This window comes from Billgrantia endophytica (assembly GCF_002879615.1).
GTDB lineage: Bacteria > Pseudomonadota > Gammaproteobacteria > Pseudomonadales > Halomonadaceae > Halomonas > Halomonas endophytica.
On the sequence record NZ_PNRF01000004.1, the window covers coordinates 13,702 to 26,420 of the forward strand.

The following is a 12,719-nucleotide window of genomic DNA, read 5'->3' on the forward strand; positions in this document are numbered from 1 at the left end:
GGGTGGCGGCTTCATGACATGAACTGCCCGAAACGTCCTGCCGCTTTCTGGAGAGACCTGCGTGTCTGATTCTCCCGCTTTCCCCTTGACCACCGCCGATGGTGTGCCGCTCAAGGTCAGTTTGCGCCGAGCCGTGCGACGGTCGAAGCTCAAGGCTTTCCTGCTGGTATCGCCGCTATTGCTGTTTCTGGTTATTGCCTTCGTCATGCCCATTATCGAAATGCTATGGCGCAGCGTCGACAATCCGGAAGTCACCAACCACCTGTCTCGTACCGTCGCCGCGTTGGAGGATTGGGATCGCCAGTCGCTTCCCGACGAGCCTGCCTTTGCCGCCCTGGCCGAGGACCTGCGTGAAGGTCAGGAGGCCCGCAACCTGGGGCTGCTGTCGAGCCGGCTGAACTACGAGCAGTCGGGGATGCGTTCGGCCATCACCAGGACGGCACGAGGCTTGGGTACGATGGAGCCGCCCTACAAGGAAGCGCTGATCGACGCCCACGCCCGCTGGGGGGAACTGGATACCTGGAAGCTGATACAGCGTGAGGCGACGCCCCTCACGATGTCCTATTACCTGATGGCGGTGGACCGTCAGCTCACGCCGGATGGCGAGATCGTTCGTGCTCCCGAGAATCAGCGAATCCACGTGAGCCTGTTCTGGCGCACCATGTGGATGAGCCTGGTGATCACCGGCCTGACGCTGTTGCTTGGCTACCCCGTGGCCTTCCTGCTTTCCAACCTGCCGCTGCGTCACTCGAACCTGCTGATGATACTGGTTCTGCTGCCGTTCTGGACCTCCTTGCTGGTGCGTACCACCACCTGGATCGCCATTCTTCAATCCCAGGGCGTGCTGAACGATCTGATGGTGGCCGTCGGTGTCATCGCCGACGAAGCGCGATGGCAGATGATTCATAACAAGACCGGCACCATCATTGCCATGACCCATATCCTGCTGCCCTTCATGATACTGCCGCTCTATTCGGTCATGAAGACCATACCGCCAAGCTACATGCGGGCGGCACGCTCATTGGGAGGGCGTCCCTTCCTGTGCTTCCGGCGGATCTATTTTCCGTTGACCATTCCCGGTATCGCGGCCGGTGGGATCCTGGTCTTCATCCTGTCGATCGGCTACTACATCACGCCGGCACTGGTGGGCGGACAATCCGGCCGCTTCATCACCAACTACATTGCCTATCACATGCAGACTTCGCTCAACTGGGGCCTGGCCGCGGCGATCGCCTCGATCCTGCTGTTCGTGGTGATCATCTTCTATCTCATCTTCAATCGCCTGATCGGCGTCGACAAGGTCAAGCTGGGGTAAACCGATGGCCATTCCTTCCTATGCCACTCGTGGTGAGCGCATCTGGCACTATGTCTTTCTGGGCATATGCGCTCTGATCTTCCTGTTCCTGGTGGGGCCGCTGCTGATCATCATCCCGCTGTCCTTCAATGCTCAGCCCTACTTCACCTTCTCGCAAAAGATGTTGACCCTGGATCCGGAGGGCTACTCGCTGCGCTGGTATCAGGACTTCTTTACCTCCCGTGCCTGGCTCCATGCGATCAAGAATAGCTTCATCATCGGCATCGCGTCGACGATATTGGCGACCGTGCTGGGCACCATCGCGGCGCTGGGGCTATCCAGCCGGCACATGCCGGCCCGGGGCGCCATCATGGCGTTGCTGATCTCGCCAATGATCGTGCCCCTGATCATTTCCGCGGCAGCCATGTTCTTCTTCTTCTCCAAGGTAAATCTGGCACAGACCTATCTTGGCGTGATCCTGGCCCATACCGCCCTCGGTATCCCCTTCGTGGTGATCACCGTTACCGCTACGCTGTCGAGCTTCGATACGACCCTGGTCCGTGCCGCCCATAGCCTGGGGGCCAATCCCACCCGCACTTTCTTCAAGGTAGTGCTGCCTCTGGTGACGCCGGGCGTGGTATCCGGTGCGCTATTTGCCTTCATCACCTCCTTCGATGAGGTCGTCGTCGTGCTGTTCATTGCCGGCCCCGAACAGCGCACCATGCCGATCCAGATGTGGTCCGGAATTCGTGAGCAGATCAGTCCGACGATTCTGGCGGTGGCCACATTGCTGGTACTGCTGTCGATGCTGCTGCTGACGACACTGGAACTGTTGCGTCGACGTGGAGAGCGCCTGAGAGGGGTGACCCCCGGCTAGGCATGTCCTGTTCCGTTCGCTCGATTTGGCAGGGAGGCATCACGGGAATGCCTCCCTCGCTTTTGGCACCAGATCGCCTGGTTACGCTGTGTTAGTCCTGACCCATGTGCCACTTTGAACCAAGAACATGCCCTTCATTCTGTCGTGTTCCGGCAAAGACACTTCAGGTTAAAGGGCTGATTCTGTTTTCATTTGTCGTTAGTTGGTCGGACTGGCACAGCCTGTGCTACCTTCAGGAGGACAACGGATCAATCAGGGAGAGTTTCCATATGAGCCATGACAAGCATTCACGCTTTACATCGACCGGTCGCCTGACCGCTTTGGCCTCGGCAGTGGCTCTATCACTGGGCACGCTGGCCTTGGCGGGATGCGGCAACGATGATGATTTGCCGCCGGTAGAGCAGGATCCGCCTGCTACGGAGCAGCAAGGCTCTCCCATGCAGGATGCGACCGATGATCCTGGCCTGGATCAGGACGATACCATGGGTGGCGATGGTGCCGAAGAGCCGATTGCTCCCGATGAGGAACCCATGCCGGAGGCTGAGCAAGAGCCGATGATGGATCAGGATGCCGACGACCAGGATCCCATGATGAATGATGAGGAGGACGAGCAGGGTGGCATGTGATCGGCCACTCGTTGTCTGATTCTTCAAGCAAGGCTGCCGCCCGATCAGGATGGTCGGGGCAGTGGAGGGGAGGTCCCTACCTTCCCTTTCGTCAAACGACGACACTCGCAGGAGGTGCGACATGATGTCCAAGGTATTTCTCAAGAAACTGGGTGTGCTTGGTGTAACCGTTGGCCTGACCGCCAGCCCGTTCGCAATGGCGCAGCAAGATACGTCTCCATTTGAGCAAGATCCTGCCGCCCAGGAAGGCGCGCCGGGTACTGAGCCGATGCCGGGCACTGACCCCGCGGCTCCGGGCACTGACCCCGCGGCTCCGGGCACTGACCCTGCGGCCCCGGGCACTGACCCTGCGGCCCCGGGCACTGACCCTGCGGCTCCGGGCACTGACCCCGCGGCCCCGGGCACTGACCCCGCGGCCCCGGGCACTGACCCTGCGGCCCCGGGCACTGACCCTGCGGCCCCGGGCACTGACCCCGCTGCTCCGGGTGTCCAGCAGGAAGATGACGCCGGCTTTGGTGAGGGCATGGATCGTATGCCGGGGAATGGTTCGGACGACCACCCCACCATCGATGACGAAGAAGAATTCGGCCAGGATCAGGAGTTCGAGAACGAGGAAGAAGAGTGGGATTATCCTGAAGAGGATGATGAAAGCACCCACTAAGCAAGCAAGGGCTTTCTCGCTCCGGTGCCTTGCACCGGAGCATCTTCAAGGGTAGCTCGCATGGCAACCCTTGCCTTGAACCAACCTCTTGACGCGGCGTAATCCGCTGGCGGCCCGCCATCCCCCCTGCACCGCCAGTCAGGATTGCATGGCGCGCTTCGCCCCCGAATCTCCCACGGGGGCTTTTTTGGTTTCAGGCCCCTACTCGTCTTCCAGTCGTCGATAGAGGGTGCGTCGTGCGATACCCAGGATATCAGCGGTACGCCGCTTGTTGCCCCCGGTGGCTTCCAGCACCTTCTGGATATAGCGCTTCTCCACCTCCTCGAGGCTAGGCCAGCTGTTTTGCTGGACAGCTGGCATCAGGGCATTGTTTGTGTCGGTGGAACGCGCTGCGTTGCGCTGCTCAAGAGCATGTTGACGAATGCGCTCAGGCAGGTCGCCGTGACTGAGCAGCCCGCTTTCGGCCAGGGTAACCGCACGCATGATGGCATTTTCCAGTTCGCGAACGTTGCCCGGATAGGGGTAGTCGAGAAGCGCCTGCAGGGCGGCAGGCTCGACACGTTCGATCGACTTGCCCTGGCTGGTGGCGTGTTTCTCGATCAGTGCCGAAACCAGTCGCTGGATATCGCCATGTCGTTCCCGCAGGGGAGGTATGCGCAACGAGAAGGTTTCCAGGCGAAAGAACAGGTCGCTGCGGAAGTTGCCACTTTCGATTTCCTGTTCAAGATCACGATGGGTCGCGGCAATGATGCGTACATCCACGGCTTCCTCTTTCTCCGCACCCACCGCCTTTATTGTCTTTTCCTGCAGGGCGCGTAACAGCTTCGCCTGCAACCCGGGGGACATCTCGCCGATTTCGTCGAGAAACAGACTGCCTCCATTGGCTGCCTGGAACAGGCCCTGTCGGGATTCGCTGGCCCCGGTAAAGGCCCCCTTTACATGGCCGAAGAACTCACTCTCCATGAGTTCGGAGGGAATACTGGCACAGTTGATGGCAATGAATGACTCCTCGGCCCTGGGGCTCTCCTTGTGTATGGCTTGAGCCAGCAGTTCCTTGCCGGTGCCGCTCTCGCCGAGTATGAGAATGGGAGCGTCGCTCTTGGCGAGCCGGGCGGCGTCATGAAAGAGCGTCTGCATCGACTCGCTCTCGCCCACGATGCCATGGAAGTGGCCAGGCGGGTTCTCCTGCAGGAATTGCTCTGCCAGACGCCGGTTCTCCAGCACGCGGTAGACGGCCTCACGAACGCCTTCAAGGTCCAGCGGCTTGGTCAGGAAATCGTCTGCACCGATTTTCAATGCCTCCACGGCCTGGTCGATGGTGCCGAATGCCGTGATCACGATGAAGCCCAGCCGACTTCCCTCGCTGCGCAGCTGTTCCAGTAGTTGCATGCCGCTGATTCCGGGCAGGCGTACGTCGCTGATCACGAGTGAGACGTCGCTATGACTCAGGGTTGCAATGGCATCCTCTGCACTGCCCACCCCCAGAGTCGGATAGCCGGCTTCCTGCAGCTCTTCTTCCAGCAGTTCCAGTATGGCTGCGTCGTCCTCGACGATCAGAATCGGCAAGGTGGGGGTAGCGATGTTCCCTGTCACGTGGCAGTTCCTCCTTCGGTGGTATCGTCCAATGGCAGGCCGATCTCAAATCCGGCGCCGCCTAGCTCGCTGTCGAAAACGCCGACAGTACCGCCGTGGTCATTGATGATTCGGTGCACCATGGAAAGTCCCAGGCCGCTACCTTGTCCAACGGGTTTGGTGGTGAAGAAGGGGTCGAAGACCCTGGATTGATCGGCGCCAGCTATGCCGGGGCCGTCGTCCTCGACCCACAGTGTCAGCCAGTCTTCAGCCTGGCGGGCCCGAATACGTATCTGCTGGACTCCCTCGGCCTGGGTGGCGTTGAGCAGCAGATTCGTGAGCACCTGGATCAACTGCTGGCCATTGGCCAGCAACTGAGGCGGTGGGTCCGGCAGGTCCAGCTGCAGCCGGATGGCATGTTGCTCCAGATCCTCTTCCACGAGTTCATGGGTGGCCTTGACCAGGCTGGTCAGATCCAGCGCTTCCTTCTCGACATTGTGGCGCCGCCCCAGCTCCATCAACTGACGGACGATCTCGACGATGCGTTCCACTTCACTGCGAATGCGGCCAAGTTTTGCTCGCTCGTCATCACCAATGGTGTTGCGTCTTGCCAGGCGCTGGGCCTGGCCATTGATCACGGTGAGCGGGGCACCGATCTCGTGCGCCACGCCGGCGGCCAGCACGCCCAGTTCGGCCAGTTTCTTGGACTTGCGCAGGCGTTTTTCCAGCTCGATCTCCTTGCGCCGGCGTGCTTCGATGTCAGCATCCTTCTCGACCATGGCGTCGAGCATGCCGTTGAGAGCCACGGCGAGACGGCCATACTCCTGGGGCCCTTCGGCTTCGGCGCGCTGGTTGCGATCGCCTTCCTCGACACGCTGCATGACGGCCAGCAGGCGCTCGAGCGGCCTTTCGATATGGCGACGGAACCCCCACCAGATGCCCAGCATCACACCGGCGGCGCCGATGGCGAAGGCAAGCAATGCCAGCTGGCTGAGAAAGCCGGTGTAGTTTTCGATACCGGTATTGAGCCGGTTGACCTGCAGCACGCCGCGAACCTCTCCGGTAGGGGAGGTGAGCGGCTTCAACGCCGAATAATAGTGCCAGCCATCATGTTCACGATAGGCGGCACGCATTTCACCATCCTCGGCGACCTCCCGAATGGTCTCGGGGCTGAAAAGCGCCTGTCCCAGCCCTAGCCCGTAGATTTCCTGGCCGTTGGCGTCAAAGACATAGGCGCCGTAGATGCGGTGGAAGGAGAAAGCGGAATAGAGCGACTCTTCCAGAGGCTCGGTGACATCCCTGGCCAAGGCGTGAGTGAGCGTGGTACCGATCACGTGAGTGATCACCTGGACTTCCCGTTCCAGCCGGGAACGTACGTTATCCTCCAGTGACTTGATCGCCACCAGGCTGAAGATCAGCAGCACCAGGAAAAGCGGAGCGATGACCGTAATGATGATGAGATTACGTAGACGCATGATGGCTCGCGGCAACAGGGTGGAAATGCAGGTGCCGGTATGAACTTCCCCGACACCTGCACGAAAGGGTCAGTCGGCTGGAACCAGGCGGTAGAGGCTGCCCCGCGGATCGTCATTGAGCAGGTAGATCGCGCCATCATGGCCCTGTCGGACATCGCGGATACGACCGATGTGGCCGTCCAGTATCACTTCACTATCGACGACGCTGCCGTTTTCGAGGGTCAGACGCTCGAGCCGTTCGCTGCGCAGGCCGCCGGCCAGCAGATTGCCGCTCCAGTCGGGGAAGGTGTCGGCAGTGACCTGGGCGAGGCCGGACGGTGCCTGGGTGCCATCGAAGACATGGGCGGGGTCGCGCATGCCGGGCAGGGAATCCTCCCCGATGGGTTCGCCGGTACCGTAATCCCGGCCTTTGCTCACTTCCGGCCAGCCGTAATTTTCGCCGGCCTCGAGAAAGTTGACCTCATCACCGCCCCTGGGTCCATGCTCGCTGGCCCAGACCTCGCCATCCATGGTGACGACCATTCCCTGTATATTGCGATTGCCGATGGTATAGAGCTCGTCCAGGGCCTCGGCATCGTCCAGGAAGGGGTTGTCGTCCGCAGCGCCACCAGTCTCGGTCAGGCGCAGCACGCTGCCGGCATGGTCTCCCTTGTCCTGAGCGCGGGGTGGCTCGGTACCGCGATCACCGATACTCATCAACAAGGTGCCATCGGATAGCCAGGCAATACGTGAGCCGTAGTGACGGCCCGGGTCGGAATAACGATCCTGTACGAACAGCTCCTCCATGTCGGTCAGGCGCTGGCCTTCCAACCTGGCGCGGCTCAGTGCCGTGGCGGTACTGCCGTTATCGGACTTGCTCCAGGTGAAGTAGACCCAATCATGCTCACCGTCACCAAAGGAGGGGTGAAGCGCCAGATCCAGCAAACCACCCTGTCCATGGCTATGGACGTCGGGCAGTCCCTCCAGCCGGGTACTATCTCCCGCTTCGTCGATCAGGGTCAGATGACCAGGCCGCTCACTGACCAGAAAACGATCATCCGGCAGCATGACGACGGACCAGGGGCTCTCCAGGCCGGAAGCGATACGTTCCAGGCGCAGGTCCAGATGTTCGGTGGCAATGCGTTCCTGGACGACTTCGGCAGCCTGGGCAAACCCGGCAGACAAGGCCATGCCCAGCAGCAGGGTTGCCGGCAGCAGCGTGCGTGATTCGTGCATCCCGTTCTCCCTTTCTTGGATTTTCCGCGTGACAGGATAGAGACTCCCGTACGGACAGGGTGTTCCGATCACCCGATCGGTCTGCGTCGTGCCTAGCCTACATCAGGACGGCCAGCAGGATCGGCAAATAGAACAGCGACAGCAGGGTGGAGCAGAACACCAGGCTGGCGACATACTCCGGTTCGCGCCCGGCGCGCTGGGCGAACAGATAGGTGAAGACCGCCACCGGCATGCTCATCTGCAGCACCAGAATGCTGAGTGCCAGCGGGGGAAGCCCAAGTTGCGCACCGATCCCCCAGGCCAGCAATGCCGCTACCGGTATGCGCAGCAGGCTGAAGCCGATGCCCGACTTGAGATCCTTCACCTGAATGCTGGCCAGAGACGCTCCCAGCGTGATCAGCATCAGTGGCACGGTGAAACCGGAGATCAGGTCCAGGCTGTTGTCCAGCCACAGGGGCAGGCCGGTATCCGTCAACAGTAGTGCCAGTGCAATCAGGATAGCGTATACGGTGGGGGTCCTGGCGAGAGTCGCCAAGGGGTTGCCACGACTACTGAAAACGGCACCCAGGGTGAACTGGAACAGCGAGACCGTCACCATTACCGTGATACCGAAGGCAAAGCCGGCGCTGCCGAAGGCATAGAGCACCACGGGCAGGCCCATGTTGCCGGTATTGGGATACATCATCGGGTCCAGCAGTACGCGCCAGTCGCGGCGAAGCAGGCGCGCCATTGCCAGGGTCGCCACCGCCATGCTGACCATGACCAGGGCCGTGGCCAGCATGGTGCGGCCAACGCTTCCGGCATCGATATCGGCGCCAGAGAGCGAGGCCAATACCAGCGCCGGGGTGCCGATGTTGAAGACCAGCCGGGTCACGAAGTCCACGGGGTAGGGATGGCCAAGGCGAATCCAGGTAAAACCCAGCCCGGCACCAGCCAGCACTGGCGCCATGATGGCAAAGAGTTCGGCGAGCATCTGGCGTCCTTGTCGGTGATCAGGTCGTCATTGTCCGTAATCGATGCCTGGCGATGCAAGCCTGCCTCCCCCGAGGTTGCGCGGGTACGAACGAGGCGTTGCGGGGTGAGCGGGTATGTCTGATTCTGATAATCATTACTATTGGGGCTTGGCCACTCCGGCCTCTGCCAAGGAACCGTTACCCCATGCGCCCTCGTGTAATCGGCAAGACCTGCATCGTCCTTCCGCTGGCCGCCACCCTCTTGACCGCTCCGCTGGCCCTGGCCAGTGCACCGCTCAAGGTCCATGCGCCGCGTCTCAATGATCCCGAAGCCCCGATATTTGCCGCGTTCACGCAGGAGACCGGCATTCCCATCGAACTGGTTTCCCTATCCATGGAGGAGCTGACCTCAGCCTTCGAGGCAGCCCTGGCGTCGGAAGCGGAGCCGCCAGTCGATGTGTTGATGGTGGTGGATACCGGCAATATTCATAGGCTGATGGAAGCTGGCTGGCTCCAGCCGCTGGAATCCGAGTCGCTGGAGACCCGGGTGCCCGTGGAGCTGCGCGATCTCGAGGCAGGGTGGAGCGGCTACGCCACCCGGGCCCGGGTAATCTACGTCAACCCGGACAAGATCGACTGGGTGCCGGAAAGCTACGAGGCACTGGCCGACGAGCGCCTGGCCGGCAAGCTTTGCCTGGGAGGCGGGGCATCGGCCTACAACACCTCGCTGATGGCTTCGGTCGTTGCCCATCACGGCGAGGCAGCGGCGGAGGAGTGGGCGGAGGCCCTGGTCGCCAACCTGGCCCAGCCGGCGGGTGGGCGCGACAGCGAGTTGTTGCAAGCCCTGGCCGCACCTGGCGACTGCGCGGTGACCCTGGCCAACCACTACTATTACTTGCGACTCCTCGAATCGGAGAATGCCGAGGAGCAGTCGACTGCCGAAGCGCTGAAACTGGTGTGGCCCAACCAGCAGGGCGAAGGGCTGGAGGGGCGCGGTGCCTACCGCAACGTGGCGGCTTTCGCCGTGGCGCAGGGCACCCCTAGAGCCGAACAGGCCGTGCGCTTCCTCGAGCACACCGCCGGGGTCGCCATGCAACGAGACGTGGCGGGAGGCATCTTCTTCCCGGTAGTGGCGGAAGGAGTCGATGAGATCAACGCCGAGCAGCGACTGGGCCATGCCAGCATGGACACCTTGTCGATGCGTCAACTGACCGGGCATCTGTCCAAGGCGCGCCAGATTCTCGCACGGGTCGGCTGGGAATAAACAAGAGCGTAAACCGGCAAGGGCGCCAACCATTGGTGGAAGTGGACTCGATTCCGTTAAGCTTCGGATCCTGCTTGCCAAGGATCTCCGCATGTCATCGATCACTTCCACCAACAGCTTTCAGGCCCTGGTGCGGCTGCTGCGCTACGCCCGGGGTTATCGGCGCCGCATCATCGCCGCCACCACCTGTTCGATCATCAACAAGATCTTCGATATCGCCCCCGAGATCCTCATCGGGGTGGCCATCGACGTGGTGGTCAACCAGGAGCGCAGCTTCGTTGCCCGGCTCGGTTTCACCACGCCCCAGGAACAGATCCTGATGCTGGCCGTGCTCACCTTCTTCATCTGGGCCGGCGAGTCGATCTTCGAGTACCTCTACAAGATCCTGTGGCGCAACCTGGCACAACGGCTGCAGGCCGACATGCGCCTGGACACCTACGAGCATGCCCAGCGCCTCGACATGGCCTTCTTCGAATCGAAGAGTTCCGGTCAGCTGGTGGCGACCATGAACGACGACGTCAACCAGCTCGAGCGTTTCCTCGACGGTGGCGCCAACTCGCTGATCCAGGTCGGCGTCACCGTGGTGGCGGTGGGGGCGGTGTTCTTCGTCATTTCTCCGCTGATCGCGCTGCTGGCCTTCACGCCGATCCCGCTGATCATCTGGGGCGCCTTCTTCTTCCAGCGCAAGGCGGGGCCGCTATATGCCGACGTGCGCGAGAAGGTGGGCGACCTTGCCAGCCGGCTCTCCAACAACCTGAGCGGTATTGCCACCATCAAGAGCTTCACCAGCGAGGATCGCGAGGCCGCGCGGCTGCGTGAAACGAGCGAGGCCTATGTGGAGGCGAACCGGCGTGCGATTCGCGTCAGCTCGGCTTTCATTCCGGTAATCCGCATGGCGATCCTGGCCGGCTTCCTGGCCACGTTCACCGTGGGCGGCATGCTGGCGCTGCGTGGCGATCTCAACGTCGGTGCCTACGGTGTGCTGGTCTTTCTCACCCAGCGGCTGCTCTGGCCGTTGACCGGCCTGGCCGAGGTGATCGACCTGTTCGAGCGCGCCATGGCCAGCACCCGACGCATCCTCGATCTGCTGGCGGTGCCCATCACCGTCAAGGATAACGGCGACCGGCCCCTGGCGGTACCGGTACGCGGTGAGGTGAGCTTCGAGGCGGTGAGCTTTCACTATGCATCGAGCGGTGTGGGCGTCGATGACGTCAGCCTGCGGGTGCCGGCCGGCAATACATTGGCCCTGGTCGGCGCCACGGGTTCCGGCAAGTCGACGCTGATCAAGCTGCTGCTGCGATTCTACGACCCCGAGGCCGGCCAGGTCTGTATCGATGGCCAGCCGATTCGTGAAGTGAGCCTCAATTCGTTGCGACAGGCCATTGGCCTGGTCAGCCAGGACGTCTATCTGTTCGAGGGCTCGATCCGCGACAACATCGTCTATGGGAAGCCCGAGGCCGAAGCGTCACAGGTAATCGAGGCGGCGAAAACGGCCGAAGCCTGGGAGTTCATTCAGGCGCTGCCCCAGGGGCTGGACACCCCGGTGGGGGAGCGTGGCATTCGCCTGTCCGGTGGCCAGCGTCAGCGCCTGTCGCTGGCCCGGGCATTGCTCAAGGACCCGCCCATCCTGGTGCTGGACGAAGCCACCAGCGCGGTGGACAATGAAACCGAAGCGGCGATCCAGCGCTCGCTGCAGAAGATCGGCCATGGGCGCACGGTGATCATGATCGCCCACCGGCTCTCGACCATCGTCCATGCCGACGAGATCGTGGTGATCGACGCCGGCAGGGTGGCAGAGCAGGGCACCCATGCCGAGCTGATCGAACGAGGGGGCCGCTATGCCGCCCAGTGGCGGGTACAGACCGGAGCGATTCAGGTAGGGGAGGCGGTCCTCTGAACCAGGCTCATGGGGCGTGGCATTTCGAATCACTGACGTGTCAGTACCGCGTCGAGATTCACCGGCACCTCGTCACCGATCTGTTCGTAGCCCAATAGCAGCATGACCGAGCGCAGGGTGGGGTCGGCCATCAGCTCCTGGCCGTCCAGCGCCATTCGCTCGGCGTTGGTGACCCGTATCCGATTGGCGGACTCCTTCGTGAAGCGCACCGGCAACGACTCCTGCCGTATGGCGTTGCCCGACCGGACCGAGAGCATGAGGGTCTCTACCATCGAATCGCCGATGGCGAGCCGCTCCAGCTGCTCGGGTGGGTAGCGGGTCGTCAGGGTGGCCATGGGGCGCTCGGTCAGGCCGGACAGCCAGGGCGGTAACGGCCCCAGCCGCTCCACCACATCGCTCTGGTTCAACCGCAGCGGTAGCTGCAGCACGCCGCTGGCATCCGCACTGCCTGCAAGCCGGCGTACTTCATGATGGCGAGGCACCGGGCCGTCAGGGCCTATCTGCATGACCGTGGCCGACACCCGCGACTGCTCCGGGTCCAGCTCCCACTCTGCCTGCACGGGTGAGATCAGCAGAACCAGGCCCCATGCCAGCCCAGCCCCTTGACCAAATCTTTTGCCCAGGCGACCGAATCGTTTCATCAGCGATGTATCTCCAGCGGACGACATGCCCATGCATGCAGACACGGGAACAGGCCGGAAGTGCCCGGATGGGGAGCGGGAAAGAAGGAAGAAACGGGAAGCTTGCCTCTGGCCTCGTCCAGTAGCTTTCGCTATCATACGCCGGCGCAAGCACGGGCCTATAGCTCAGTTGGTTAGAGCAGGGGACTCATAATCCCTTGGTCGCTGGTTCGAGTCCAGCTGGGCCCACCATTAAAATCAATCG

At 61.9% G+C, this 12,719-nt stretch carries 11 protein-coding genes and 1 tRNA gene; 7 read left to right on the forward strand and 5 right to left on the reverse strand.

What is annotated here, in order from left to right; genetic code table 11:
• Positions 1-61 precede the first annotated feature (61 nt).
• From C1H69_RS01360 to C1H69_RS23510, 4 genes are all read left to right on the forward strand, one after another.
• Entirely contained in the window at positions 62-1,315 is a 1,254-nt protein-coding gene (locus C1H69_RS01360; RefSeq protein ID WP_102651630.1) for an ABC transporter permease, read from the forward strand.
• Between the two features lie 4 nt (positions 1,316-1,319).
• A complete protein-coding gene (locus C1H69_RS01365; RefSeq protein ID WP_102651631.1) occupies positions 1,320-2,171 on the forward strand; it encodes an ABC transporter permease in 852 nt (283 codons plus the stop codon).
• Between the two features lie 269 nt (positions 2,172-2,440).
• Positions 2,441-2,797 (forward strand): hypothetical protein, encoded by a 357-nt coding sequence (locus C1H69_RS01370; RefSeq protein ID WP_102651632.1) that lies wholly within the window; start codon positions 2,441-2,443, stop codon positions 2,795-2,797.
• Positions 2,798-3,320: 523 nt separating this feature from the next.
• Positions 3,321-3,458 carry a hypothetical protein gene (locus C1H69_RS23510; protein ID WP_165789395.1) on the forward strand — a complete coding sequence of 46 codons (138 nt, stop codon included), beginning with the start codon at positions 3,321-3,323 and terminating at the stop codon, positions 3,456-3,458.
• 201 nt (positions 3,459-3,659) lie between these two features.
• On the opposite strand, the gene C1H69_RS01380 is transcribed toward C1H69_RS23510, so the two are convergent.
• The 4 genes from C1H69_RS01380 to C1H69_RS01395 form a co-directional block, all read right to left on the reverse strand.
• Positions 3,660-5,051, reverse strand: a complete 1,392-nt coding sequence (locus tag C1H69_RS01380; RefSeq protein ID WP_240609771.1) for a sigma-54-dependent transcriptional regulator — start codon at positions 5,049-5,051, stop codon at positions 3,660-3,662.
• On the reverse strand, positions 5,048-6,505 hold the full coding sequence (locus C1H69_RS01385; protein WP_102651633.1) for a sensor histidine kinase: 1,458 nt from the start codon (positions 6,503-6,505) through the stop codon (positions 5,048-5,050). Before C1H69_RS01385 ends, C1H69_RS01380 begins: the two co-directional genes overlap by 4 nt.
• Positions 6,506-6,574: 69 nt before the next feature.
• A complete protein-coding gene (locus C1H69_RS01390; RefSeq protein ID WP_102651634.1) occupies positions 6,575-7,720 on the reverse strand; it encodes a PQQ-dependent sugar dehydrogenase in 1,146 nt (381 codons plus the stop codon).
• Positions 7,721-7,817: 97 nt separating this feature from the next.
• Positions 7,818-8,693 (reverse strand): AEC family transporter, encoded by an 876-nt coding sequence (locus C1H69_RS01395; protein ID WP_102651635.1) that lies wholly within the window; start codon positions 8,691-8,693, stop codon positions 7,818-7,820.
• 185 nt (positions 8,694-8,878) lie between these two features.
• Between C1H69_RS01395 and C1H69_RS01400 the strand changes: the two genes are divergently transcribed.
• Complete coding sequence (locus tag C1H69_RS01400) at positions 8,879-9,937, forward strand: extracellular solute-binding protein (RefSeq protein WP_165789396.1); 1,059 nt, start codon at positions 8,879-8,881, stop codon at positions 9,935-9,937.
• A gap of 91 nt (positions 9,938-10,028) precedes the next feature.
• The gene (locus tag C1H69_RS01405) at positions 10,029-11,834 is read left to right on the forward strand and encodes an ABC transporter ATP-binding protein (RefSeq protein ID WP_102651637.1); all 1,806 of its coding nucleotides are present in this window, start codon (positions 10,029-10,031) and stop codon (positions 11,832-11,834) included.
• 29 nt (positions 11,835-11,863) lie between these two features.
• Here the strand turns inward: C1H69_RS01405 and C1H69_RS01410 are convergent, their stop codons facing one another.
• Positions 11,864-12,475 carry a hypothetical protein gene (locus C1H69_RS01410; protein ID WP_102651638.1) on the reverse strand — a complete coding sequence of 204 codons (612 nt, stop codon included), beginning with the start codon at positions 12,473-12,475 and terminating at the stop codon, positions 11,864-11,866.
• A gap of 154 nt (positions 12,476-12,629) precedes the next feature.
• Here C1H69_RS01410 and C1H69_RS01415 point away from each other — a divergent pair.
• A tRNA-Ile gene (locus C1H69_RS01415) sits at positions 12,630-12,706 on the forward strand.
• Positions 12,707-12,719: the final 13 nt, after the last annotated feature.

Coding starts and splice junctions, on each gene's coding strand:
- C1H69_RS01395 (WP_102651635.1), bottom strand. CDS start 8,693: ATGCTCGCCGAACTCTTTGCCATCATGGCGCCAGTGCTGGCTGGTGCC.
- C1H69_RS01390 (WP_102651634.1), bottom strand. CDS start 7,720: ATGCACGAATCACGCACGCTGCTGCCGGCAACCCTGCTGCTGGGCATG.
- C1H69_RS23510 (WP_165789395.1), top strand. CDS start 3,321: ATGGATCGTATGCCGGGGAATGGTTCGGACGACCACCCCACCATCGAT.
- C1H69_RS01365 (WP_102651631.1), top strand. CDS start 1,320: ATGGCCATTCCTTCCTATGCCACTCGTGGTGAGCGCATCTGGCACTAT.
- C1H69_RS01405 (WP_102651637.1), top strand. CDS start 10,029: ATGTCATCGATCACTTCCACCAACAGCTTTCAGGCCCTGGTGCGGCTG.
- C1H69_RS01410 (WP_102651638.1), bottom strand. CDS start 12,475: ATGAAACGATTCGGTCGCCTGGGCAAAAGATTTGGTCAAGGGGCTGGG.
- C1H69_RS01370 (WP_102651632.1), top strand. CDS start 2,441: ATGAGCCATGACAAGCATTCACGCTTTACATCGACCGGTCGCCTGACC.
- C1H69_RS01400 (WP_165789396.1), top strand. CDS start 8,879: ATGCGCCCTCGTGTAATCGGCAAGACCTGCATCGTCCTTCCGCTGGCC.
- C1H69_RS01385 (WP_102651633.1), bottom strand. CDS start 6,505: ATGCGTCTACGTAATCTCATCATCATTACGGTCATCGCTCCGCTTTTC.